This window comes from Eubacterium sp. AF17-7, assembly GCF_003461285.1.
GTDB lineage: Bacteria > Bacillota > Clostridia > Lachnospirales > Lachnospiraceae > Eubacterium_U > Eubacterium_U album.
The window spans coordinates 60,512-84,207 of sequence record NZ_QTWU01000012.1 but is presented as its reverse complement, the minus strand read 5'-3'; the positions used below and the strand labels follow the sequence as shown (position 1 = coordinate 84,207).

At 33.0% G+C, this 23,696-nt stretch carries 24 protein-coding genes and 1 riboswitch; of the genes, 3 read left to right on the top strand and 21 right to left on the bottom strand.

The genetic code is table 11. From position 1 onward, the window contains the following. Positions 1-24: 24 nt before the first annotated feature. The gene (locus DWW96_RS10510) at positions 25-1,341 is read right to left on the bottom strand and encodes a replication-associated recombination protein A (RefSeq protein ID WP_117910371.1); all 1,317 of its coding nucleotides are present in this window, start codon (positions 1,339-1,341) and stop codon (positions 25-27) included. A 494-nt stretch (positions 1,342-1,835) separates the two neighbouring features. Between DWW96_RS10510 and DWW96_RS10505 the strand changes: the two genes are divergently transcribed. Further along, a complete protein-coding gene (locus DWW96_RS10505) occupies positions 1,836-3,224 on the top strand; it encodes a citrate/2-methylcitrate synthase (protein WP_022088309.1) in 1,389 nt (462 codons plus the stop codon). Positions 3,225-3,371: 147 nt separating this feature from the next. On the opposite strand, the gene DWW96_RS10500 is transcribed toward DWW96_RS10505, so the two are convergent. The 17 genes from DWW96_RS10500 to DWW96_RS10420 all read right to left on the bottom strand — a co-directional run bounded on the left by DWW96_RS10500 (position 3,372) and on the right by DWW96_RS10420 (position 19,099). Next, entirely contained in the window at positions 3,372-4,466 is a 1,095-nt protein-coding gene (locus DWW96_RS10500) for an endonuclease/exonuclease/phosphatase family protein (protein WP_117910370.1), read from the bottom strand. Positions 4,467-4,534: 68 nt separating this feature from the next. Further along, positions 4,535-4,714, bottom strand: a complete 180-nt coding sequence (locus DWW96_RS10495; protein ID WP_117910369.1) for a DUF4250 domain-containing protein — start codon at positions 4,712-4,714, stop codon at positions 4,535-4,537. Positions 4,715-4,728: 14 nt separating this feature from the next. Beyond that, the gene (locus DWW96_RS10490; RefSeq protein WP_022088304.1) at positions 4,729-5,088 is read right to left on the bottom strand and encodes a hypothetical protein; all 360 of its coding nucleotides are present in this window, start codon (positions 5,086-5,088) and stop codon (positions 4,729-4,731) included. 17 nt (positions 5,089-5,105) lie between these two features. After that, on the bottom strand, positions 5,106-5,579 hold the full coding sequence (locus DWW96_RS10485; RefSeq protein WP_022088303.1) for a small multi-drug export protein: 474 nt from the start codon (positions 5,577-5,579) through the stop codon (positions 5,106-5,108). A 151-nt stretch (positions 5,580-5,730) separates the two neighbouring features. Further along, on the bottom strand, positions 5,731-6,441 hold the full coding sequence (locus DWW96_RS10480) for a polysaccharide deacetylase family protein (RefSeq protein WP_117910368.1): 711 nt from the start codon (positions 6,439-6,441) through the stop codon (positions 5,731-5,733). A gap of 268 nt (positions 6,442-6,709) precedes the next feature. Continuing rightward, a complete protein-coding gene (gene clpB, locus DWW96_RS10475; RefSeq protein WP_117910367.1) occupies positions 6,710-9,286 on the bottom strand; it encodes an ATP-dependent chaperone ClpB in 2,577 nt (858 codons plus the stop codon). A 297-nt stretch (positions 9,287-9,583) separates the two neighbouring features. After that, positions 9,584-10,894: a phosphomethylpyrimidine synthase ThiC gene (thiC, locus tag DWW96_RS10470; protein ID WP_117910366.1), complete on the bottom strand. Its 1,311-nt coding sequence runs from the start codon at positions 10,892-10,894 to the stop codon at positions 9,584-9,586. A 15-nt stretch (positions 10,895-10,909) separates the two neighbouring features. Further along, a complete protein-coding gene (gene thiD / locus DWW96_RS10465; protein WP_117910365.1) occupies positions 10,910-11,713 on the bottom strand; it encodes a bifunctional hydroxymethylpyrimidine kinase/phosphomethylpyrimidine kinase in 804 nt (267 codons plus the stop codon). Between the two features lie 93 nt (positions 11,714-11,806). Continuing rightward, positions 11,807-12,445 carry a thiamine phosphate synthase gene (gene thiE, locus DWW96_RS10460; RefSeq protein ID WP_117910364.1) on the bottom strand — a complete coding sequence of 213 codons (639 nt, stop codon included), beginning with the start codon at positions 12,443-12,445 and terminating at the stop codon, positions 11,807-11,809. Beyond that, a complete protein-coding gene (gene thiM, locus DWW96_RS10455; protein WP_117910363.1) occupies positions 12,432-13,253 on the bottom strand; it encodes a hydroxyethylthiazole kinase in 822 nt (273 codons plus the stop codon). Before thiM ends, thiE begins: the two co-directional genes overlap by 14 nt. A 76-nt stretch (positions 13,254-13,329) precedes the next feature. After that, a riboswitch (TPP riboswitch) is annotated at positions 13,330-13,437 on the bottom strand. A 187-nt stretch (positions 13,438-13,624) separates the two neighbouring features. Continuing rightward, positions 13,625-14,200 (bottom strand): cytidylate kinase-like family protein, encoded by a 576-nt coding sequence (locus DWW96_RS10450; protein ID WP_022088296.1) that lies wholly within the window; start codon positions 14,198-14,200, stop codon positions 13,625-13,627. 102 nt (positions 14,201-14,302) lie between these two features. Further along, entirely contained in the window at positions 14,303-14,995 is a 693-nt protein-coding gene (locus DWW96_RS10445; protein ID WP_022088295.1) for an LrgB family protein, read from the bottom strand. Next, positions 14,988-15,365, bottom strand: a complete 378-nt coding sequence (locus DWW96_RS10440; protein WP_117910362.1) for a CidA/LrgA family protein — start codon at positions 15,363-15,365, stop codon at positions 14,988-14,990. Before DWW96_RS10440 ends, DWW96_RS10445 begins: the two co-directional genes overlap by 8 nt. Before the next feature lie 83 nt (positions 15,366-15,448). Beyond that, on the bottom strand, positions 15,449-15,871 hold the full coding sequence (locus DWW96_RS10435; RefSeq protein ID WP_117910377.1) for a hypothetical protein: 423 nt from the start codon (positions 15,869-15,871) through the stop codon (positions 15,449-15,451). A 110-nt stretch (positions 15,872-15,981) separates the two neighbouring features. After that, positions 15,982-17,511, bottom strand: coding sequence for a DNA methylase (locus tag DWW96_RS10430; RefSeq protein ID WP_117910361.1), 1,530 nt, complete (start codon positions 17,509-17,511; stop codon positions 15,982-15,984). Between the two features lie 15 nt (positions 17,512-17,526). Then, the gene (locus DWW96_RS10425; RefSeq protein WP_117910360.1) at positions 17,527-18,372 is read right to left on the bottom strand and encodes a formate/nitrite transporter family protein; all 846 of its coding nucleotides are present in this window, start codon (positions 18,370-18,372) and stop codon (positions 17,527-17,529) included. A gap of 64 nt (positions 18,373-18,436) precedes the next feature. Further along, positions 18,437-19,099: a Crp/Fnr family transcriptional regulator gene (locus DWW96_RS10420; protein ID WP_117910359.1), complete on the bottom strand. Its 663-nt coding sequence runs from the start codon at positions 19,097-19,099 to the stop codon at positions 18,437-18,439. Between the two features lie 153 nt (positions 19,100-19,252). Between DWW96_RS10420 and DWW96_RS10415 the strand changes: the two genes are divergently transcribed. Beyond that, positions 19,253-19,945 (top strand): 4Fe-4S binding protein, encoded by a 693-nt coding sequence (locus tag DWW96_RS10415; protein ID WP_117910358.1) that lies wholly within the window; start codon positions 19,253-19,255, stop codon positions 19,943-19,945. 209 nt (positions 19,946-20,154) lie between these two features. Here the strand turns inward: DWW96_RS10415 and hisC are convergent, their stop codons facing one another. The 3 genes from hisC to glmM form a co-directional block, all read right to left on the bottom strand. After that, a complete protein-coding gene (gene hisC / locus DWW96_RS10410) occupies positions 20,155-21,210 on the bottom strand; it encodes a histidinol-phosphate transaminase (protein WP_117910357.1) in 1,056 nt (351 codons plus the stop codon). Then, positions 21,185-21,709: a VanZ family protein gene (locus tag DWW96_RS10405; RefSeq protein ID WP_158562687.1), complete on the bottom strand. Its 525-nt coding sequence runs from the start codon at positions 21,707-21,709 to the stop codon at positions 21,185-21,187. The genes hisC and DWW96_RS10405 overlap by 26 nt, the downstream gene beginning before the upstream one ends. Positions 21,710-21,791: 82 nt before the next feature. Continuing rightward, on the bottom strand, positions 21,792-23,135 hold the full coding sequence (gene glmM, locus DWW96_RS10400; protein ID WP_117910376.1) for a phosphoglucosamine mutase: 1,344 nt from the start codon (positions 23,133-23,135) through the stop codon (positions 21,792-21,794). Positions 23,136-23,495: 360 nt separating this feature from the next. On the opposite strand from glmM, the gene DWW96_RS14045 reads away from it, so the two are divergent. Continuing rightward, positions 23,496-23,672 carry a hypothetical protein gene (locus DWW96_RS14045; RefSeq protein ID WP_022088285.1) on the top strand — a complete coding sequence of 59 codons (177 nt, stop codon included), beginning with the start codon at positions 23,496-23,498 and terminating at the stop codon, positions 23,670-23,672. Positions 23,673-23,696: the final 24 nt, after the last annotated feature.

The window sequence follows — 23,696 nt, the reverse complement described above, 5'->3', positions numbered from 1 at the left end:
ATCACCTTTCTAATCACTCTAGTGCTATCCCTTTATCTTTTTAAAATGTTCTTTTACTTTAACTTCGTATCCTAAATCTCCCGGATTGTAAAATACTTCATTTACAAGCTCATCCGGCAAATATTGCTGATTAACATAATGATTTTCATAATCGTGTGCATATTTGTAGCCATCACCATGTCCAAGCTTTGCTGCGCCTTTATAATGTGCATCCATTAAGTGAACCGGTATTCCTGATATCTTTGTATTCTGTACTGCACTCATCGCCTTCTCTAATCCCATATAAGAAGCGTTGCTTTTCGGTGCAGTAGCCATATATACCACTGCCTCTGCCAATATTATCTTTGCTTCAGGCATTCCAATCTGGTGGACGGCATTTGCAGCAGACACGGCAACTGTTAATGCATTAGGATCTGCCATTCCCACATCTTCCGCCGCTGATATCATAATTCGTCTTGCTATAAATTCAACACTTTCACCTGCATAAAGCATTTTTGCCAAATAGTAAAGTGCCGCATCAGGATCTGAGCCTCTCATACTTTTTATAAATGCAGATACTGTATCATAATGGTTGTCTCCTGATTTATCATATCGGATGGCTCTTTTCTGAATACATTGTTCTGCAACTTCCATTGTTATGTGGATTGTTCCATCTTCACTTTTATCAGTAGTTAAAATTCCTAATTCAATAGCATTTAATGCTGTTCTTGCATCACCATTTGAAATTTCGGCTAAAAAGTCAGCCGCATCATCATCTATTCTCGCATTAAACGCTCCCATTCCTTTTTCTTTATCATTAACTGCTCTTAAAATTAGCTGCTTTATATTATCTGTTGAAAGCGGCTTTAATTCAAACACAATAGAACGTGAAATTAAAGCCCCATTAACTTCAAAGTATGGATTTTCAGTGGTTGCTCCTATAAGAATTAACGTTCCATCTTCTACAAATGGTAAAAGGTAATCCTGCTGTCCCTTATTAAAGCGATGAATTTCATCTACAAACAATATAGTCTTTCTTCCATACATACCCATTGTCTGTTTAGCCTTTTCCACTACTTCTTCCATATCTTTCTTGCCTGCAACAGTAGCATTTATCTGAGTAAATTCTGCGCTTGTTGTATTCGCAATTACTTTTGCCAATGTTGTTTTCCCAGTCCCCGGTGGTCCATAAAAAATAATTGAACTTAACTTATCTGCTTTAATTGCTCTATATAAAAGTTTATCTTTACCTATAATATGCTCCTGTCCAACTACTTCGTCTAATGTTGTTGGTCTTAGCCTGCTTGCTAATGGAGAATCCTTCTCCATATTTTCATTTCTCATAAAATCAAATAAATCCATTGATTTCACTTCCTTATTTTACTTTTAATTACTCACTTTTGAATTATCTGACCCAATAATCAAAATTATTTTAACACAATATACCTTTAGAATAGTACTTTAAGGCATATCCGTTTTTTATTTTATCACATTTTACCTTCTTTTTGTACATTATCTATGAATTAGAACAGTATTACCAATTACTGCTTAAATATGGCATCAAAGTTGGGGCGTTTGCCCTAACATCATAATAAATGTTTATTCACATTCCACAATTTTACTTTAAGGCTTAGATTATTATGCCCTGATAGTAAGCTTATCAAGTATATTTATGCTTTTTTCGCGCATTTCGCTTAATTTAATTAAGTTTTTACTTTTCTTTTTTTGTTTTTCTTAAGTTTTATTGTTGTCTTTTCTTAATTATGTTAAAGTTCTACTTAATGACGTCTATACTAATGTAGCTATAGACTCTAATTACTAAACATAGATTTTTCTATGTACAATAGGAGGTCACTATGAACAACATAAATGAAAACATACCTGATCAGATTACACCACAGATATTAAAATATGCAGACAGATGCATTAATAATTCATGTATTGATGAATCTCTCTATAATTTATACGATGTTAAGAGAGGTCTTCGTGATAAAAACGGTAAAGGTGTTCTTACAGGCCTTACCGAAATCGGTGATGTTCATTCCTACGATATGATTGACGGAAAAGCTGTTCCTTGTGAAGGAAAACTTTTTTACCGTGGAATAGATATTGAAGATATTGTTAAAGGTTTTTTAGATGAAAACCGCTTTGGTTTTGAAGAAGTTACATATCTTTTATTATTTGGTGAACTTCCAACAGCAAAAAGATTAGAAAATTTCACAAATTTATTATCTGAATACAGAACTCTTCCACCTAGCTTTGTAAGAGATATTATTATGAAAGCACCAAGTAGAGATATGATGAACATGCTTGCACGTAGTGTACTTACACTTTACTCTTATGACGATAATCCTGATGATACATCAATTCCAAATGTTTTACGTCAAAGTTTAAGTCTTATTGCAAGAGTTCCACTTATCAGTGTTTATGGATACCATGCCCATAACCACTATCATCATGGACAAAGCCTTCATATAAACACACCGGACCCTAACATGTCCACGGCTGAGAATATATTAAGATTACTTAGACCTGATGGAAGTTTTACTCCGCTTGAAGCAAAAATCCTTGACTTAGCTCTTGTTCTTCATGCTGAACATGGTGGTGGTAATAACTCTACATTTACAACTCATGTTGTTTCTTCTTCAGGAACGGACACTTATTCTGCAATCGCAGCTTCTCTTGGTTCACTTAAAGGTCCAAGACATGGTGGCGCTAACATTAAAGTTAAACAGATGTTTGACCATATGAAAGAAACAGTTTCTAATTGGAACGACGATGAAGAAATTTCAAATTATTTGCATGCAATACTTGATAAGAGAATCTTTGATAAATCAGGTTTGATTTATGGAATCGGTCATGCTGTTTACTCTATTTCTGACCCTAGAGCAAAAATTCTTGAAGGCTTTGCTAAAAAGCTTGCACAGGAAAAAGGTCTTATGGATGAGTATCAGCTTTACAATAATGTTGCCCGACTTGCTCCTGAGGTTATTGCAAGTTGCAAGCCAATGCAGAAAAATGTAAGTGCAAATGTTGATTTCTACAGTGGATTTATATATTCTTCACTTGGACTTCCTGACGGATTGTTTACTCCTATGTTTGCATCTGCCAGAATTTCAGGCTGGTGTGCACATCGTATAGAAGAAATCATTAATGCCGGAAAAATTATCAGACCTGCATATATGAATGTTGCGAAAAAGACAAAGTACGTTGCACTTAACGACAGACATACAACAATTGTATAAATAAAATGACTACAAAAATGGAGATACTTCAAACGAAGTATCTCCATTTTTACTTATATTGTCTTATATCATCCTACGACAATTTACTTCTTAATATTATCATGAATCAATAAGTAATCTTGGTATTATTCGAAGTTATTTTGACGATTACTTAAGCATAAATTTCATAATAACCGGCTGATGGTCAGAATATGCAAATCCGGTATCTGCCACCTCATAAGTCGTCATCTCAACATTATCAGATATTATAAATCCGTCTAACGTAACTACATATGTCTTCCCCGGAATATATTCCATATCTGCATTTCTTGCTGACTCAGGCATTTGTTCTAATTCATCCTGCGACAGTTTATCCATTGCAAATGTCAAACCTTGCGGCATCTCGCTCCTTGGAAATGGATATGCCCAGCTTTCTGTTTTGTCACTGTTTGATTCATCTGCTTTCAAATCATGATTAAAATCTCCACCACAAATAACATAATTTCCGTCATTTACTTCCTTTTCCATATCTCCAAAAAGCATATTTAACTGTGCTTCTCTTATTTCATCGCTATTACCATATGCCGATAAATGAACAGTAAATATAACTAATTCTTTTCCATTTTCAACCTGTATTCTATTTATTGAATAACATCTGTCTAAATCAAGGAATTTAGAAAATCCTGTAGAAATTGGTAAACTTCTTCGTAAAGAATCTGTTATTTTATATTTTGAATACAAGATGATTCCTGAATATGATTTTCCTATCGGTTTGTAAAACGGATAAAACAGATAAGCCGAATTATAATTAACCGCAAAACTACTGTAATAATTATCGAAAATATCCGTTATAATATTTTCCTGATTAACTCCGTAACTTCTTGTTGATTTTCTATCTACTTCTTCAAACATCATAAAATCAGGATTGTAACCATTGCTTAATGTAGCTGCTCCCTTTATTGCATCGGTACTGCTTTCCTTACTGTAACATCTGGAATATTTCCCTCCGTCCATGAAGAAACTGTAATCAGGAAGATACGCTCCAAATCCTACATTGTATGTTCCTATTGTATATTCTACATTTGTATTAACCTTATCACTTATATTTTCACTTTTAACTTTAGGTTCATTTATTTTTAATTTCTTATTATCATCTATCCTGTTATATGAAATGAAAACGTAAGCTACATACACTAAAACTACAATTATTATAATTATAAGCACTGCTAAAATAGCTTTAATAACCTTTTTTAATATATTCATTTTATATCCTTTGTTTAACTGTGATTTATATAAATTTGTTTTCACATCTATGTGTAATTCATCTAGCTCTATACAAATTTATTTAATTCTGCATTATACTCATAGTTAATTGTCTTTAATTTATTTACGATATCTTCTTTCTCAACATCTCTTGTTTTGCAAAATCCATCCAAATCCTGATGCGTATCTCTAAGTGCTGTATTTACTACACTAAGTAACATAACCGGATCATTTGGTAAACCTGTCATAATAATTCTCCTTTTTATCTTACACCCCAAATTAAATATCCTATAATGATTCCTACAATTATACCTATAATCATATGCACAATTCTCATTATATCCATTTCTTTTGGTTCATTTTCTTTATTCTTTGACCTGCTTTGTATCTTTTCCTGTTTTTTCTTTTGTGAAATATTAAATCTTACAATGTCTATTGTAAGAACAATTCCACCTATAACAGCTATCGCTTCTGCTATCAAAGTTATAATAAACGCCTCCGGAAATTTAAAAGCGAAAAATACTGCAATAATTCCAATAATGGCTGATGGTGTTGCAATACCTATAGCAATTTTTCCCGGCAATGTTGGTGTATATTTTAAATAATCATATTTTTTATCCATTTAGTGCCTCTATTCTCTTAAAATAATGCAGTTAACGCTCCAAATACGCCTGCACTTCCAAGTCCCATTATAATTCCTGCCAAAAGAACTCCACCCATTACAGCGATTACACTTGATTTAAAATCCATATCAAGAAAACTTGCTGCTAAAGTTCCTGTCCATGCACCTGTTCCCGGAAGTGGAATTCCCACAAATAAAAACAATGCTACAAATAGTCCTTTTCCTGCTGTTTCCTGTAGTTTCTTTCCGCCTTTTTCGCCCTTTTCTATACAAAAAGTAAAGAATTTTCCAATATGTTTTTTATCTTTTCCCCAAATCAATACTTTTCTCGCAAAAAGATAAATGATTGGAACCGGAAGCATATTTCCTATAACACAGATAATATAAGAAGCTAATAAAGGCATTCCAATTGCCTGTGAATAAATTAACGCTCCTCTAAGTTCAACAAGAGGAACCATTGAAATCAAAAATATTATGATGTAATTTAACATAAAACTCTCCTTAAATAATTTTTCTAATACTATACCAGCATTTTGAAGTATAACATTCCCTATTGTTTTTCACAAGTCCTTTTGGGGATTGCTTTGTTGCTTCTCTACGTTAATAATGCCCCCAAATTAAGCAATCTTATTTTTTTATTTACTATTTATCTCTTCTTATAATTTGCTTATTTGAATTCATTTTATCAACTGTAACAAATACATAATCCTGTTTCTTTAATTCTTTTATAACAGTTTGTGCTGCATCAACAGAGCTTTCAAATATGTCATGCATTAAAATAATATCTCCATTTTTTACGTTTTTTAAAATTTTATCAGTTACAATGTCCTTATTTTTATATTTCCAATCTAACGGGTCAACATTCCACATAACTACAGACATTGATGTTTCGCTTAAAAGTTCATCAGTAAAACTGCCAAACGGTGGACGTATGTATTCCGGGGTATATCCTGAAATATTTGTAATCCATGCATTTGTAGTATTAATCTCCTCTACCGCCTCATCAAATCCTAATTTCGTTAACTGACTATGATTAAATGTATGATTTCCAATCAGATGTCCTTCATTTTTCATTCTTATAACAATATCTTCGTTTTCTTTTATATTTTTCCCAACTAAAAAAAACGTCGCCTTTACATTTTCTTTTTTCAAAATATCTAACAGTCTTGGGGTACATTCACTGCTTGGTCCGTCATCAAAAGTTAACGCAACCCTCTTTATGTTTTTATATTTATTTATTGTTTTCAAATTATTTTCTGCTGTTTCTATAGTTTTTTTCTTCAAATTTCCCATTATAAATAAAAGCGGCAATATCATAATTAATGCAATAACCCACCATTTTTTTAACTTCATTTAAATCCTCTAAATCTTATTTTTATGTTTTTTTATCTTCTTTAAATTATATATATTTGTAAAGTGGAATATGTTTAATAGGACGTTTTAAACAAAATAAAAAGCTGAATTACCAACATGTTAATACGATTCCTGTTATTACACAAGTCCATATTTTATGCTAATAATTCAGCTTTTATATAATACCAGAGTCAAAAAGACCTAAGCCCACATAAGTTTGCTTATAAGTGGTCGAAAGACCTTTGTCTGATATCTTTGTCTGATATCTTTATCTTATAATCATTTTTCCATCTTTTGCATCAACCGTAATAGTATCTCCCATATTTACATCTCCTTGTAAAATAATCTTTGCTACTAAGGTTTCTACATTCTTCTGTAAATATCTCTTAAGCGGTCTTGCACCATAAACCGGATCATATCCATTATCTGCGACAAATTTCTTTGCCTCGTCTGTAAGCACTAAATGTAAATCTTTGTCTGCAAGTCTTTCATTCAAATTTGCAACTATTAAATCTACAATTCCGCCAATATTATCACGGGTAAGTGGTTTAAACATAATAATTTCGTCTAATCTGTTTAAGAATTCAGGTCTGAAATGATTTCTCAAATCATTCATAACCATCTCTTCTGCCTCAGGCTTTATATCACCATTGTCATTGATTCCTTCAAGCAAATATGAAGAACCAATATTTGACGTCATAATTAATATTGTGTTTTTAAAGTCCACTGTTCTGCCCTGAGAATCTGTAATTCTACCATCGTCTAATACCTGTAATAATACATTAAATACATCCGGATGAGCCTTTTCAATTTCATCAAAAAGTACTACCGAATATGGTTTTCTACGAACTGCTTCAGTAAGCTGACCGCCTTCATCATATCCAACATATCCCGGAGGCGCTCCGATTAATCTTGACACTGAATATTTTTCCATATATTCACTCATATCAATACGAACCATATTTGTCTCATCGTCAAATAAATTCTGCGCAAGTGCTTTAGCAAGTTCTGTTTTACCTACACCTGTAGGTCCTAAAAACAGGAACGAACCTATTGGTTTACCAGGATCTTTTATTCCCGCCTTTGATCTGATTATTGATTCAGTAATCTTTGTAACTGCTTCATCCTGTCCAATTACACGTTTGTGTAACTGTTCATCCAAATGAAGAGTTTTATTTCTTTCTGTTTCTGTCAGTTTAGCAACAGGTATTCCTGTCCAACGTGAAATGATTTTTGCAATTTCTTCATCTGTAACACTTTCACGTACCAAAGACAAATCTTTATTTTTTACATTTGCCTCTTCACTTTCTAACTGTTTCTGTAACTGAGGTAATCTACCATATTGTAACTCAGCCATCTTTTCAAGATCATACTTGCTCTGGGCAATCTGTATTTCTTTCTTGACCTGTTCAACCTGTTCACGAAGTTCCTGTAATTTGTTTACAGAATTCTTTTCGTTTTCCCACTGAGCTTTCTTATTGTTAAATGCATCTCTAAGTTCAGCTAATTCTTTTTGAAGTTCCTCTAATCTTTCTTTGCTCAAATTATCGGTTTCCTTCTTTAAGGCTGCCTCTTCAATTTCCATCTGCATAACTTTTCTTCTAAGTTCATCAAGTTCTGTAGGCATTGAATCAAGTTCTGTTTTTATCATCGCGCAAGCTTCATCAACAAGGTCAATTGCCTTATCAGGCAAAAATCTGTCAGTTATATAACGGTCAGATAATGTTGCTGCTGAAACTAATGCACTATCTGTAATTTTAACTCCGTGGAAGACTTCATATCTTTCTTTCAATCCTCTTAAAATTGAAATTGTATCCTCCACTGTTGGTTCATTGACCATAACAGGTTGGAAACGTCTTTCTAAAGCCTTATCCTTTTCAATATATTGTCTATATTCATCAAGTGTTGTTGCACCGATACAATGAAGTTCACCTCTTGCAAGCATAGGTTTTAACATATTACCTGCATCCATTGCACCATCTGTTTTTCCTGCTCCGACAATTGTGTGTAACTCATCAATAAATAAAATTATCTCTCCGTTACTGTTCTTTACATCTTCAAGTACAGCTTTTAAACGCTCTTCAAATTCACCTCTGTATTTAGCACCTGCTACCAATGCTCCTAAATCAAGTGAAAATATCTTTTTATCCTTCAATCCATCCGGAACATCTCCACTTACAATTCTTTGAGCCAAACCTTCTACTGCTGCTGTTTTACCTACACCGGGTTCACCGATTAAAACAGGGTTATTTTTTGTCTTTCTTGACAATATACGAATTACATTTCTAATTTCACTGTCTCTTCCAATAACAGGGTCTAACTTTTGATTTCTTGCTCTCTCAACCAAATCCTGTCCATATTTTCCAAGTGCATCATAAGTAGCCTCAGGATTATCATTTGTTACTCTCTGATTTCCTCTTATCTCAGCTAATACCTTTAAGAATCTTTCCCTTGTAATACCATATTCTTTGAAAAATTCTTTAACTTCTTTATTTGGCTTAGCAATCATAGCAAGGAATAAATGTTCAACTGAAACATATTCATCTCCCATTCTCTTTGCTTCATCTTCTGCAGCTAATAATGCTGAATTAAGACTCTGACTAATATACCTCTGTCCGCCTTGTACTTTAGGTTTCTTACTAACATAATCTTCAATTCTGTTTTTAAAATGTGTTGTCTGGATTTCCATCTTTTCAACTAATTTTAAAATCAGACTGTCTTCTAAATTAACAAGGCTGTATATTAAATGTTCCTGATCAATTTCCTGATTACCAAATTCCTCAGCAACCTTTTCACAGTTCTGAACTGCTTCAATTGACTTCTGTGTAAATTTACTAATGTTCATCTTCTATACCTCCTTAACTTCTGTTTTAAATATTAGTTCTTCACTCTCTTTCTTAGGATTTTCCTTTCCTACAAATACGTTATAGCACTTTTGTTAGCACTCGTCAAGAGCGAGTGCTAATTATTTTTTTAGTTTTTCTTTTGTTTTCATAAAAAGAACTGTTACATATCAATAACGCAACAGTTCCTTTTATGTAGCACAGAGCAAGCCGTAGTCATTAAATCATAGGTTTGCTTACCCTGACATCTTATATACTATGTATTTACGTATTATTATCCGCCTTAATTTCATTAAAGTTTAGAGTATATCTATATGTTCTCCATTTAAAGCTTTGTTCATACTACGGACTGCACAGAATTTGCCGCACATTGAACATGTATCTTCATGTTCAGGTGCTCTGTCTGCTCTAATTGCTTTTGCAGTTTCAGGATCAAGTGCGCATTCCCACTGAGCATCCCAATCTAAAACTCGTCTTGCATCTCCCATTTTATCATCTATATCTCTTGCGCCTCTTACGCCTTTTGCGATATCAGCTGCATGAGCTGCGATTTTACTTGCAATTATTCCCTGCTTTACATCATCTAAATTTGGAAGTGCCAAATGTTCTGCAGGTGTAACATAGCAAAGGAAAGCTGCTCCACTCATTGCTGCAATTGCACCACCAATAGCTGCTGTTATATGATCATATCCGGGTGCTATATCTGTAACTAAAGGTCCTAAAACATAAAATGGTGCTCCCATACAAATTGTCTGCTGAACTTTCATGTTAGCTGCTATCTGATCCATTGGTACATGTCCCGGTCCTTCAACCATAACCTGAACATCTTTTTCCCATGCTCTCTTAGTTAATTCTCCAAGACGAACAAGTTCTTCAATCTGACATACATCTGTTGCATCTGCAAGACAACCCGGTCTGCAGGCATCTCCTAATGAAACAGTAACATCATATTCTCTACATATATCAAGAATTTCATCATAGTATTCGTAGAACGGATTTTCTTCTCCTGTCATGCACATCCATGCAAAAACAAGTGAACCTCCTCTTGATACAATATTCATTTTTCTTTTATGTTTGCGAATCTGCTCTATTGTTTTTCTTGTAATTCCACAATGAAGTGTAACAAAATCAACACCATCCTGTGCATGTAAACGTACTACATCTATAAAATCTTTTGCTGTTAAAGTATCCAAGTCTCTCTGATAATGAATTACACTATCATATACAGGTACTGTTCCTATCATTGCAGGACATTCACTTGTAAGTTTTTTACGAAATGGCTGTGTGTTTCCATGACTTGATAAATCCATGATTGCTTCGCCACCCATCTTTACGGCTGACATAACTTTTTCCATTTCAACATCATAATCTTTGCAATCCTTAGAAATTCCAAGATTTACGTTAATCTTTGTTTTTAACATAGAACCTATTCCTTCAGGATCGAGACACTTATGATTCTTATTAGCAGGAATTACAACTTTACCACTTGCTACAAGAGGTAAAAGCTCCTTTACTTCCATTTTTTCTTTTTTTGCTACAATTTCTAATTCCTTTGTTACAATTCCTTTTCTTGCAGCTTCCATCTGTGTTGCATATAATCTTTCTTCCATCGTAATTCTCCTTTATTATTTTACTTTAGTATATTCATTTGTAATAGCAAATCCATGATTCATAGGTCCACTTCCCTTTCCTAAATCAAGCATAGCTGCTAATGCTCCTGAAATATACTCTTTGGCTCTAAAAACTGATTCTTCCAAATCATATCCTTTTGCCAGATTTGATGCTATTGCTGATGATAATGTACACCCTGTTCCATGGGTATTTGGATTATCTATTCTTTTCCCATGAAACCATTTGAATTCATTATCTTTATATAATAAATCGCTGGCATCATTTTGGTTATGTCCTCCTTTGCAAAGGACTGCACAGTTATATGTTTTTGCAATTTTTTCTGCTGCCTTTATCATATCTTTTGAGTTGTTTATTTTTATTTGGGCCAGTTCTTCTGCCTCCGGAATATTTGGAGTAAGAATCGTTGCCAAATGAAACAATTCTTTTTTTAATGTGTCTACAGCATCTTCATTAATAAGCCTTGCGCCACTTGTTGCCACCATTACCGGATCAATAACAATATTTTTCGCTTTATATTGTTTTAATTTATCAGAAATAACTTTTATAAGTTCTTTCTCTGAAACCATTCCTACTTTAACTGCATCCGGTTCAATATCCGTAAATATGCAGTCAATTTCCTGTGCCAGAAATTCAGGTGTTGCATTCTGTATTGCCGCCACGCCTGTAGTATTTTGAGCAGTTAGAGCTGTAATGGCACTCATAGCATACACTCCATTTGCCATCATCGTCTTTATATCTGCCTGAATACCTGCTCCACCACTTGAATCACTTCCTGCAATTGTAAGGGCTGTCTTCATATAATTCTCCTACTATTTATTATTTAATTTTCTTTTTTGTCACATATATAGTAATTCTATATATGTTCTCTAGTCTTACTTTACCTGATAATATTATTCTACAATTTTGCTTATTTCTTCTTTTAAGCCACTAGCTGCATTTTTTATATTATTTGCTCCATAAATTGCACTAATTACTGCAATTCCGTCTATTTTACTTCCTGTTAATTCTTTAATGTTGTCATGAGTTATTCCTCCTATTGCTACAACAGGAATTGACACTGCTTCACATATTTCTTTCAAAGTTTCATACGTTACTTCTTTTGCATCATCTTTTGAATTTGTCGGAAATACTGCTCCTACTCCAAGGTAATCTGCACCTCTTTTTTCTGCCAAAAGTGCCTGTTCTACTGTCTGTGCGGATACACCTATGATTTTATCAGGTCCTAATTTTTCTCTTACCATACCTGCTTCCATATCACTTTGTCCTACATGGACACCGTCTGCTCCTATTTCTACAGCAATATCCACATTATCATTTATAATGAAAGGTACTTTATATTCTTTGCATAACTTCTTTAGTTCTTTTGCCTCTTCAAGGAAATGCTCCTCATCTAATTTTTTCTCTCTTAACTGAAGAAAAGTAACTCCTCCGTCAAGACTTTCTTTTACTACTTCGTATAAAGTTCTTCCGTTTAACCAATATCTGTCTGTTACTGCATACAATAACAAATCTTTTTTATCTAATTTCATATTTTGCTCCTTTATCGAGAGTTTCCTTATCCATATTATAGATTGCATCAATAATTCTATTTCTATATGTAGAATTACCGTCTCCCTCTTTCATATAACTCCATCCGATTTCACCTGCAAGCCCCATTGTACAAACTGCTGCTGCAGCTGCCTCTAACTGTTCGTTAGGATTTGCTACTAAAAATGCTGTCATCATTCCTGAAAGCTGACATCCTGTTCCTGTTATTTTTCCCATTTCAGCACGGCCATTTCTTATAACGAAGCATCTTTTTCCATCGCTTACTAAATCAATTGCTCCTGTAATAGCTATTATTGTTTCACTCTTTTTTGCAAATTCTTTTATAAACTTAATTGAACTTTTCAAGTTTTCTTCAGTAACTGCATCTGCTACATCAGCATCCACACCTTTTGTTGTTCCGCTACCATAAGCTAAAGTCTTAATCTCTGATATATTTCCACGAATTGCATTAAATTTAATTTTTTTCATTAACTCCACTGCAGTATTTGTTCTAAGTGTTGAAGCTCCTGCTCCAACAGGGTCAAGTAATACCATATGCCCTAATTTATTTGCTCTCTTTCCTGCAATAAACATACTTTCTATAGTTCTCTTATTCAATGTACCAATATTAATATTTAAGCCCTGGCAAATACTAGTAATCTCCTCAACATCTTCCGGTTCATCAGACATAATCGGACTTCCTCCACATGCCAATAAAACATTTGCCACATCATTAACCGTTACATAATTTGTAATATTATGAACCAAAGGTGTATTATTTCTGACTTCTTCTATGTATTTTCCTAACATGTACAATTCCCTCCTTTTACAAAAATAATGCGGATATGCCTATAAAACACATCCGCACAAATATTGTTGTCTCACAAAATCTGCTATAATTATGTTCCTACGTTGGCATTATCCAAATCAGGTTATGGGTCAAGGTATACAACCTACTCTCAGCAAGCTTATGCAAGCTCCCCTTTCATTTTCACAAATAACAATCTTTTTAATTGTTATTACTTTAATCAGTAACTAAACTAATTATCAATTTCATTCTTTTCTTCAACTATAGACGGCTTTCGTTTCTGTGTCAATACTAGTTTTTTAGCTATATCACTATAATCTTTTTAAACTGGCGCCGTTATATTTCTTTATTTTTCATAAACCACTTATATTATTTATTTTTCACCTATGGTTCTATTAATATAACTATCTATGACTTCAACTAATTCATTTACTTCTAAATTATCAACATTTATGCACAAATCATAATTTCCGGCCATTCCCCATTCTTCACCGGTATAATATCCATGATATTTGCTTCTTCTTTCATCTGTCTGCAGCACGGTATTATGAGCTTTTCTTACTGAAATGTTATGTTTCTTAGCAATGTTTTCTTCTCTTACTTTTTTGCTACCTGACAGGAAAATTGAAATACATTTAACATCATCTCTATATACATAATTGCCACATCTTCCAATTATAATAAAATTGTCTTCATCAATTACATTTTTCAACGCTTTACCTGCTGTACTGTATAACAGCGAATCTTCTTCAGAAACCGTAATCGAATGCATAAGCATATCCATAGGTGTTTCTCCGTAAAAGTCAGGGTATCTTTCAAAATACCCTTTTTCCTTTGCCATTTTAGAAATTGCTTTTTTGTCAAATAATTTTAAATTATATTTTTGTGCCAATGCTTTTCCTAATTCATCTCCATTACATCCGCACTGTCTGGCTATTGTAATAATCATAATTGTACTCCTTCTTTAAGTAATCTGCAAAATTTATAGTTATCCACTTATGAGCAAATTTACGAGATTTTAAACGTTTTGACCCTGCATCTTAATATATTTCTATAAAAAATTTGCAAATACAGATGCTAAAACTACCGTCAAAATGCCTGTAACAGCTATTGCAAGACTGCTCATTGCACCTTCGATTTCTCCCATTTCAATTGCCTTTGCAGTTCCAATTGCATGAGAAGATGCTCCTAATGCCAATCCCTTTGAAATAGGTTCCGTAATCTTAAATATCTTGCAAATAAGTTCTCCAAATATATTTCCTAAAACTCCTGTAACTACAATTACTGCTACCGTAATTGTAACATATCCGCCTAATTCCTCTGAAACGCCCATACCGATTGCTGTAGTTATTGACTTTGGAAGTAAAGTAACATACTCCCTGTGTGTCATTTTCATTAATTTTGCCAAAATCAACACTGTACACAAACTGGTAAGCACTCCGGCTGATATTCCTAAAATTACTGCTTTAAAATTTCTTTTTAACAATTGCCACTGTTCATATAATGGAATTGCAAGGCACACTGTTGCCGGAGTTAAAAACCAGCTTAAATAAACTGCACCCTTGTTATATGTTTCATAATCTACATTTGCGCAAACCAAAATAACAATTGTAAATATAATTGAAATCAATAACGGATTAAATATCCCCAGTTTAAATTTTTTCTTTAATGCAAGACCAATCATATATGATACAAGACTTATGCTTACGCCCGCAAATAAAGATGTTTCAAGCAAATTATTCATCTTTTTCATTCTCCTCTTTATCAGATTTTCCTTTTCGTATAACCCATTGTGAAACCTTTCCTGTTGCAGCCATAACTGTAACTATTGTTACTACTGTTATTATACTAACAGGCAATATCAATGGTTTTAGTATTCCCCATGACGACATAAGTCCTACTCCTGCCGGTATAAACATAACAGGCATTATTTCTATCAAAAATTTGCCAACGTCTTTAACTGCATCAAGTGCAATCCATCCTGTAAGCAATCCTACAAGTAAAATAACCATTCCGTATATACTAGCCGGAATCGGTAAAGGTAACACGTATTTCAACAACTCTCCTGCATATGAAATTACAAGTATTATTAAAAATTGTTTTAAATATTTCATCTTAAAGCTCCTTTAAAACTATGTACTGCCCCGTACTTTTGTCGGCGGCTAATCGTAGAAAACATTCTAAAAACAAACTTATTTCATTTTGTTTCTTCCTCTATAGATATAATATCATCTATAAAAATTTCTTTTCCATCGGTAAATTCAACTGTTTTTTTATACTCATCTATCTTTTTTATTTTGGAGCATATATTTAAATATGCCCCGCCCTCTTTATTTTCATCTTTTTTAAAATAAGTAATCTGCACATTTTGAATAGAGTCATTTTTATTTAATATCTGTTGTAATTTATAATCAAGTTCTCTTTTAACATTTTCATCTAATTCAATTTTATTATCAGTAATTCTTGCAGTTTCTTTCAACGCCTCCTCATGACCTGTCAGTGCAGCAAATGGTGAAAATTGTGCAGCTCTGTTATAAACCGTCATCCTTGGATGCCTTTTTGATGTTGGATGCTCCATATTTATAATATCTTCATAAGTATTCTTTGCCTCTTTACTCATTTTGCCATCTGCCTTTCCATACCTTATTAACATCTCTAACTTTTACATAATGTTAAATTAATAAAATTTCATTTATAATTTATATAAATATCTTTTTAACAAACTTAATTTTATGCTTTATGCCCACCAATCATTTCATTCCTCTCTATTGCTGTAGCACCTTCTGTCAAATTAGTTCCCTTTAAAATTGCGTTTTTCCCATATTTCTTTTTTATCTCTAGCATAGCCTTTTGCATTTGTTTTTCTCTTTGTAACTGCTTTTCTTCTGTTTCTTTTTTCTTAGCCTGTTCTTCATAATCAGTAAATAGATCTAACTGTTCATAATCATCTTTTTTCACAACATCTTTTTCATTTATAACATGATTTGCTGCTATATTTATTCTTCGTATTAACAAATTCTTATTTACAATTTCATCATATAATTTTAAAACTGCCTCAGTTATAAGCTTTGTAGATGAACAATGTTCTTTTAAATTTGTTGTCCCATGAGCGTGTTTTGGTATCTTTCTTCCATAATAATCCGTTGTTACACTTCCATCGTACTTTTTTCTTATTTCAGGATTTTTAATACACTCTATGTCATATCCTACTGTAAGCACAATTTGATTCGTAACCAGTTCTTTTTCAACTAAATCAAGAACAAGAAGTTCAATCATTTCTCCAACAACAACTCTTGCCTTTTCCCACGTGTATGGGCATTGCAATACCTGCCCTGAACCTAAGCTGTTAGTTTCAGGTTTATAGGATTTAACATCTTCAATTGTACATGGCTCCCATCCCCACGCATGGTCTATCAGTAATTCTGCATTTACACCAAATAACTTGTACAAAAGTTCTTCATTATGGAATTCATTTTCCTTTCCAACTGAACATCTGGCAATATCTCCCATCGTATACAAACCATATTTCTCAAGTTGCTTTGCATATCCTCTTCCGACTCTCCAAAAATCTGTAATTGGTCTATGATTCCATAATTGTTTTCTGTAAAGCATTTCATCCAAATAAGCAATTCTTACGCCATCTTCATCTGCCTGAATGTGCTTTGCCATAATATCCATTGCAATCTTACACAAATATAAATTTGTACCAATACCTGCCGTTGCTGTAATTCCCGTTGTCTGTTGAATATCTTTTATTATTTTCTTTGCCAACTGCTTAGGAGTTAATTCATATGTTTTTAAATAATGCGTCACATCCATAAATACTTCATCAATAGAATAAACATGTATATCCTCAGATGCAATGTATTTAAGATATATTTCATAAATTCTGGCACTGTATTGCATATACAGTGCCATTCTTGGTTTCGCTACAATATAATCAACCCCTACGTATGGAGATTTTTTTATAACATTATCATTATACGATAATTCATGGAAAACTCCTTCCGGCAATTTTGCCTTTCTTTCCTCATTAACTTCTTTTATTTTTTGAATCACTTCAAATAATCTGGCTCTGCCCGGAATCCCATAAGCTTTAAGTGACGGCGAAACAGCCAGACATATTGTTTTTTCAGTTCGGCTTTTGTCAGCCACCACCAAATTTGTAGTCATACAATCTAACTTTCTTTCCCTGCATTCAACTGATGCATAAAAAGACTTTAAATCTATGGCTATATATGTTTTTTCATTTTCTGCCACTTTGCTCCTCCACTATTAATATTCTTCCGCAATGTCTATATCTTTTGCCTCTTTTTCTGCTGTTTCTCCTGAAAGTGGAGACTTATGAAGAAATGCCATATAATATCCACATCCTACAATTCCTGCTCCTCCGACAATATTGCCAAGTGTTACAGGTATCAAATTATTTACAAGAAAATTAAACCATGTAAGTCCATCTGCTGTTATACCATACTCTGATGCTGTTAACAATCCTGCAACTCCAAAATACATATCTGCTATGCAATGCTCAAATCCGCATAATACAAATATCATTACCGGCCAGAAACTTGTCATTAATTTTCCTGACACTCTTTTTGCTGCAAATGACATCCAAATTGCAATACATACCAATATATTGCATAATATTCCTCTCACAAAACTATCTGAAACCGCTAAATCTGTTCTCGCTTTTGCGGCATTTACTATTGCACCTGCCAAATCTCCCTGAAATAAATTAGGAGTATGTCCATACACAACTAAAACTGCAACAAAAGTTGTTCCAATGAAGTTTCCTATATATACAAATAACCAGTTTTTTAACATCTTCCATACGCTGTTTTTCCCTGCCAAAACAGATAAAATTATCAGATTATTCCCTGTAAACAATTCACTTCCTGCAACAAGAACCATTGCCATTCCTGCCGGAAATACCATTGCCCCTACAAGCTTAGCTACTGAAGCGACTGATATACTGCTTGCTGCTACTGTTGAACCTATACCTGCAAATCCTATAAACATTCCTGCGAAAAATCCAAGTAATATCATCTTGAAAATTGGCAGATTGCTTTTGTGTATTCCTATTTCTATGTAACTTTTTGCTATCTCTAATGGTGAATGCATTTTACCACTCCTTTTTCTGTGTATTTTTGCTTATTTGCATTTTATTTTTATTGTTGTTTTATATTTATAATTGTTCTTTTAACGTAAATGTATTTTTATCTATTTCTATTATTCCGTCATTTTTCATTTTAGACAACTCATTACTCATTGCACTTCTGTCTACATTTAAATAATCAGCGAGCTGTTGTCTATTAAATGGAATTGTAAACTTATAACTTCCACTTAATTTCGCCTGATCTGAAAAATATGCTAACAGTCTTCCTCGAATGGATTTAGATGATGTGTGTAATATTCTTCTTGAAAGCATTAAATTTTTCTGTGCTGATATCCGTAGCAAATTTTTTATCAGTTTTTCATGATGACCACATGTATTTGGGCATGTTTCAAGAACTCTGTAAGCATTTAAAAACAAAATTTCTGTATTTTCCGTTGCTACTGCATTTACAAGCAGTGCCTCTCCAGGAATACTTGCATATGTTTCTCCAAATATAAATCCGGGTTCTATATGACTTAATATGCTCTTATTTCCCCATAAATCATCGCTTTCAATATTTACACCGCCCTCAATAACCATTCCAAATAGTTGAATTGATTCTCCTACTCTATAAATATCTTCACCTTTTTTATATTTTTTTGTAACTGCCCCAAGGCAACTTAACATTGTCTTTATTTCTTCTTCACTCATCCCTTTAAATAATTTTGAATTTGACATGAGTTGATAATTCATCGTTGCACCTCATAAAATAATTTTACATATAACATATAATTAACTATCTTTATTGTTGTTTTAACAACAGATTTGTCATACTGATTGTACTATACTAGCATTATCAAATCAATATACAAATAATTGTAATAAATTTCAAATTGGAGGTCTAATATGATTCGTCGTATTATAGAAATTAATGAAGAAAAGTGTAATGGATGTGGCATTTGTGCAAATGCCTGCCATGAAGGTGCAATTGGCATGGTTAATGGTAAAGCTAAACTTCTTCGTGAAGATTATTGTGATGGTTTAGGCGACTGTCTTCCTGCGTGTCCTATGAATGCAATTTCTTTTGTTGAACGCGAAGCCCCTGAATATAATGAAGCTGCTGTAAAGGCTGCTCAGGCTAAAAAGGCTGCACCTGCATCTTTTGTATGTCCCGGTATGAGGGCTAAAGCATTAAAGCCTGCAAATACTGAAAATGTGCAGACTTCTGTACCTTCAAGTCAATTAATGCAGTGGCCTGTTCAGATAAAATTAGTTTCACCTAATGCTTCATTTTTTGACGGTGCTAAATTACTCATTGCCGCTGACTGTACTGCTTATGCATACGCTAATTTCCATCAGGATTTTATTAAAAATCATGTAACTATTGTAGGTTGTCCAAAATTAGATGACACTGACTATTCAATCAAATTAACTGAAATAATTAAAAATAACGACATTAAAGAAGTAACTATTGTAAGAATGGAAGTTCCATGTTGTGGTGGTTTGGAAAATGCGGCCAAAACAGCAATTAAAAACAGTACAAAGTTTATTCCTTGGAACGTAGTTACAATTTCTACAGATGGAAGAATCTTAGATTAAGTTAATCTATAAATTGCTATTTTAGCACTTATTATTTGTTAAAATAATTATTTTAAAGTCGGGGATTTTTTTGACTCCGACTTTTTATCATCTTTACATTGTACGCCGCCAGATGCACTTAAATTCAAAAATTCCCGGAATTTTTCTTCCGGGAATTTTATTAACACTTTTCCTGTCTCGATATATATTTATTAATGTGTCAGACAATATTATTTTAAATATTCTTCTAATGCCAAATATAATTTTTCCATTTCATCATCCGTGCCAATTGTAATTCTTAAATAATTATCTATTCTTGGCTTCTTAAAATATCTTACATAAATATTTTTTGTCTTTAGATAATTAAATATATCCTCAGCTTTCGCGCTTTTATGAGTTGCAAATAAAAAATTAGTCTTTGAATCAGTGCATGTAAATCCTAATTCTTTAAGTTTTGTTTTTGCATTCTCTCTTGTAGTAATTATTTTTTCCACAAGATTTTTGAAATAAGCATCGTCTTTTATAGCTTCTACACCTGCATAGATTGTTGGAAAATTCATTGTATATGAATTATACGAAAACTTAACAGCAAGCATTGCACTGATTAACTTTTCATTTCCCATTGCATAACCGATTCTAAGACCTGCTGCTGAACGGGATTTTGAAAATGTTCTTACAACTAGCACATTATCATATTTTTCAATGAATTTTAATGCTGAAGTTGCTCCAAAATCTACATATGCTTCATCAACAATTACTACCGAATCCTGATTATTTTTTATAATTTCCTCAACCTTGTCTATTGACATCTCTACTGCTGTTGGAGCATTTGGATTAGGAAATACGATTCCACCATTTTTTCTAAAATAATCCTCAGGTATTATTTCAAAATTATCGTCTAATTTTATTGTTTCATAAGGAATATCAAATAAATCTGCCCATACATCGTAAAAAGAATATGTAATATCAGGGAATAGTATTGGTTTATCTGAATTAAAGAATGTTAAAAATGCCATTCCTAAAACGTCATCTGAACCTACTCCTACAAATACCTGGTTTGATTTAACTCCATAATATTTAGCAATTGCATCAACTAATTCTGTTGCATCCGGGTCCGGATATTTTCGAAGAATTGCCGAATCCATATCACAAAGTGCTTTGCTCACTCCCGGTGCCGGTGGGTAAGGATTTTCATTAGTATTTAATTTTACTACATTCGCTGTCTTTGGCTGTTCGCCGGGTGTGTATGGAGTTACTTTTCTAATATACTGTTCCCAAGTCTTCATTTCTATCCCTTTCTGTCATTATCTTCTTTATCAATATATTAATTCCAATCATTATGACTATTGCCGTAAATGCTCCGCACGTATCTATGCATACATCAAAAAATTTAGGACTTCTTCCATCTACAAATCCCTGATGGAATTCATCTGTGCACGCATAAATAAACGGAACGACAATTGTCATTAACCGGTATCTTATCTTTTTACTTCTGTATGCTCTAAATGTCATTGCAAACATAGTTATCAATATCCCCAATATTGCATATTCTCCAAAATGTCCTGTCTTTCTTACAAAAAAACTAGTTTTATTAAATATGTCCTGTTGCTTTAATAAATCCTTGCTGTCATATTCAGGCTCTATATATTTAACTACTTTAACAGTAATCTTATCACTAAGAGACTGAGATGATTCACCATTCTCAGCCGAAAATCCAAATATGGTTCCCATCCAGAATCCTATCAAAACAATTAAGACTATTCTAACTATGTATATTTTTTTCATTTTAAAAGTTTTTCCTTTATTAACTATTAAACAGTTATTGTACATTATAAATTACTTTAATGTGTCAATGATCAAATATCTTTTATAATGCATGACCTTTTTTGTTAATTACATCTACTACATAGTCAACACATTTTTCTGCTTCTTCATCAGTTCTTGCTTCAACCATTACTCGAATTACAGGCTCTGTTCCACTTTCTCTTACAAGAATTCTTCCGTCTTCTCCAAGCTTATCTGCAACTTCTTTTACTGCTGCCTGAACATCTGCATCCTGCTGTGCTTCCGGTTTACTCTTAACCTTTACATTTTTAAGGCACTGTGGATAGATTGTAACAGGTGATGTAAGTTCTGACATTTTTTTCTTGCTTGCAAGCATTACTTCCATTAATTTGATTGATGTTAAAATACCATCTCCTGTTGTTGCATACTTACCAAAAATAATATGACCTGATTCTTCTCCACCAAGTTTATATTCATTTTCTCTCATGCATTCATAAACATATTTGTCACCTACTGCTGTCTTTTCATAATCAATGCCTACTGCATCAAATGCTTTATAAAGACCGATATTTGACATAATTGTTGTTACAACTGTATTGTTTACAAGAGTTCCTTTCTGTTTCATATAAACTCCGGCAACATATAAAATTAAATCACCATTAACAACATTTCCTTTTTCATCTACACATAAACATCTGTCAGCATCTCCGTCATATGCAAATCCGATATCTAACTTATTTCCAATAACATATTTCTGTAATTCTTCAATATGTGTTGAACCACATTCTTTATTAATGTTAGTTCCATCCGGTGCATCATTAATTACATGTGTTTCTGCACCAAGTGCATCAAATACTCCTTTTGCAATTGAAGATGCACTACCATTAGAACAGTCAAGACCAACTTTGATATTTCTATATGAATGTGTTGCAAGTGACATCAAATAACCCATATATCTGTTTCTTCCTGCAAAATAGTCAACTGTTCTTCCGATTTTTTCCATTCTTGCATATGGAATACTTTCTAAATCACTGTCTAAGTATTTTTCTACTTCATCAATGACCTCCTGTTCCATCTTTTCACCATTGCCATTAATTAACTTAATTCCGTTATCATAGAATGGATTATGACTTGCTGATACCATAATTCCGCAATCAAAATCTCCTGTTCTTACAACATATGAAACACTTGGTGTTGTAGTAACGTGTAATAAGTATACATCTGCACCTGTAGATGTAAGCCCTGCTGACAAAGCGTCTTCGAACATGTAACTGCTTCTTCTTGTATCTTTTCCAATAACAACTGAGCATTTATGATATCTTCCATAATACCATCCTATGAATCGTCCTATCTTAAATGCATGCATTGCTGTTAAATTAACATTTGCTTCTCCTCTAAAACCATCTGTTCCAAAATATTTTCCCATTTCCACTAATTCATTGTCTACTATATATTTGAATATAAGCACCGACAATTTCCTTTCATCATTTTTATGACCTTACGTCATATATCCAAATTCATTTCATTTGGCACTCTTTTTATTATATAATATTCCATCTTCATTTACAACCTGAACCCTATATTCCGACCCTTTATCCGACCCTCAAGTATGATAAATTGTATAATCCGACATTTATCTACAAGATATATATTTAATTCCGACTTTTTTTCCTTTATTACTGTCATAATTGTCTATTTTGTGTCGATATATTCTTTCCATATTTCTTCATATTTCTGATATAATTTAATAGGCTTTACAGCAATAATTTAGAAGAGGACATTTAAAATGATTAATGAAAATGAACTTCTACTAAAGGAAACGGAAGATTTACTTCTTGAAATACAGCAGTTGAAAAAGCAGTTAGAATACGAATCACAAAAGCATAAACAATGGAAAGCACTTGCAATGGTATTTCATGACTCATTGTGGGATATGGTGAATAAATATGTACTTATAAAATGATGCCGGATTTCACAAAAGGCACAA

Coding starts and splice junctions, on each gene's coding strand:
- DWW96_RS10510 (WP_117910371.1), bottom strand. CDS start 1,341: ATGGATTTATTTGATTTTATGAGAAATGAAAATATGGAGAAGGATTCT.
- DWW96_RS10480 (WP_117910368.1), bottom strand. CDS start 6,441: ATGAAGTTAAAAAAATGGTGGGTTATTGCATTAATTATGATATTGCCG.
- thiM (WP_117910363.1), bottom strand. CDS start 13,253: ATGTTAGGAAAATACATAGAAGAAGTCAGAAATAATACACCTTTGGTT.
- DWW96_RS10495 (WP_117910369.1), bottom strand. CDS start 4,714: ATGACAGGTTTACCAAATGATCCGGTTATGTTACTTAGTGTAGTAAAT.
- DWW96_RS10490 (WP_022088304.1), bottom strand. CDS start 5,088: ATGGATAAAAAATATGATTATTTAAAATATACACCAACATTGCCGGGA.
- thiD (WP_117910365.1), bottom strand. CDS start 11,713: ATGAAGACAGCCCTTACAATTGCAGGAAGTGATTCAAGTGGTGGAGCA.
- glmM (WP_117910376.1), bottom strand. CDS start 23,135: ATGGGAAAATATTTTGGAACAGATGGTTTTAGAGGAGAAGCAAATGTT.
- hisC (WP_117910357.1), bottom strand. CDS start 21,210: ATGAAGACTTGGGAACAGTATATTAGAAAAGTAACTCCATACACACCC.
- DWW96_RS10415 (WP_117910358.1), top strand. CDS start 19,253: ATGATTCGTCGTATTATAGAAATTAATGAAGAAAAGTGTAATGGATGT.
- DWW96_RS10420 (WP_117910359.1), bottom strand. CDS start 19,099: ATGAATTATCAACTCATGTCAAATTCAAAATTATTTAAAGGGATGAGT.
- DWW96_RS10425 (WP_117910360.1), bottom strand. CDS start 18,372: ATGCATTCACCATTAGAGATAGCAAAAAGTTACATAGAAATAGGAATA.
- DWW96_RS10445 (WP_022088295.1), bottom strand. CDS start 14,995: ATGAATAATTTGCTTGAAACATCTTTATTTGCGGGCGTAAGCATAAGT.
- DWW96_RS10440 (WP_117910362.1), bottom strand. CDS start 15,365: ATGAAATATTTAAAACAATTTTTAATAATACTTGTAATTTCATATGCA.
- clpB (WP_117910367.1), bottom strand. CDS start 9,286: ATGAACATTAGTAAATTTACACAGAAGTCAATTGAAGCAGTTCAGAAC.
- DWW96_RS10485 (WP_022088303.1), bottom strand. CDS start 5,579: ATGTTAAATTACATCATAATATTTTTGATTTCAATGGTTCCTCTTGTT.
- thiC (WP_117910366.1), bottom strand. CDS start 10,894: ATGGAAGAAAGATTATATGCAACACAGATGGAAGCTGCAAGAAAAGGA.
- DWW96_RS10405 (WP_158562687.1), bottom strand. CDS start 21,709: ATGAAAAAAATATACATAGTTAGAATAGTCTTAATTGTTTTGATAGGA.
- DWW96_RS10435 (WP_117910377.1), bottom strand. CDS start 15,871: ATGAGTAAAGAGGCAAAGAATACTTATGAAGATATTATAAATATGGAG.
- DWW96_RS14045 (WP_022088285.1), top strand. CDS start 23,496: ATGATTAATGAAAATGAACTTCTACTAAAGGAAACGGAAGATTTACTT.
- DWW96_RS10505 (WP_022088309.1), top strand. CDS start 1,836: ATGAACAACATAAATGAAAACATACCTGATCAGATTACACCACAGATA.
- DWW96_RS10450 (WP_022088296.1), bottom strand. CDS start 14,200: ATGATTATTACAATAGCCAGACAGTGCGGATGTAATGGAGATGAATTA.
- DWW96_RS10500 (WP_117910370.1), bottom strand. CDS start 4,466: ATGAATATATTAAAAAAGGTTATTAAAGCTATTTTAGCAGTGCTTATA.
- thiE (WP_117910364.1), bottom strand. CDS start 12,445: ATGAAATTAGATAAAAAAGATTTGTTATTGTATGCAGTAACAGACAGA.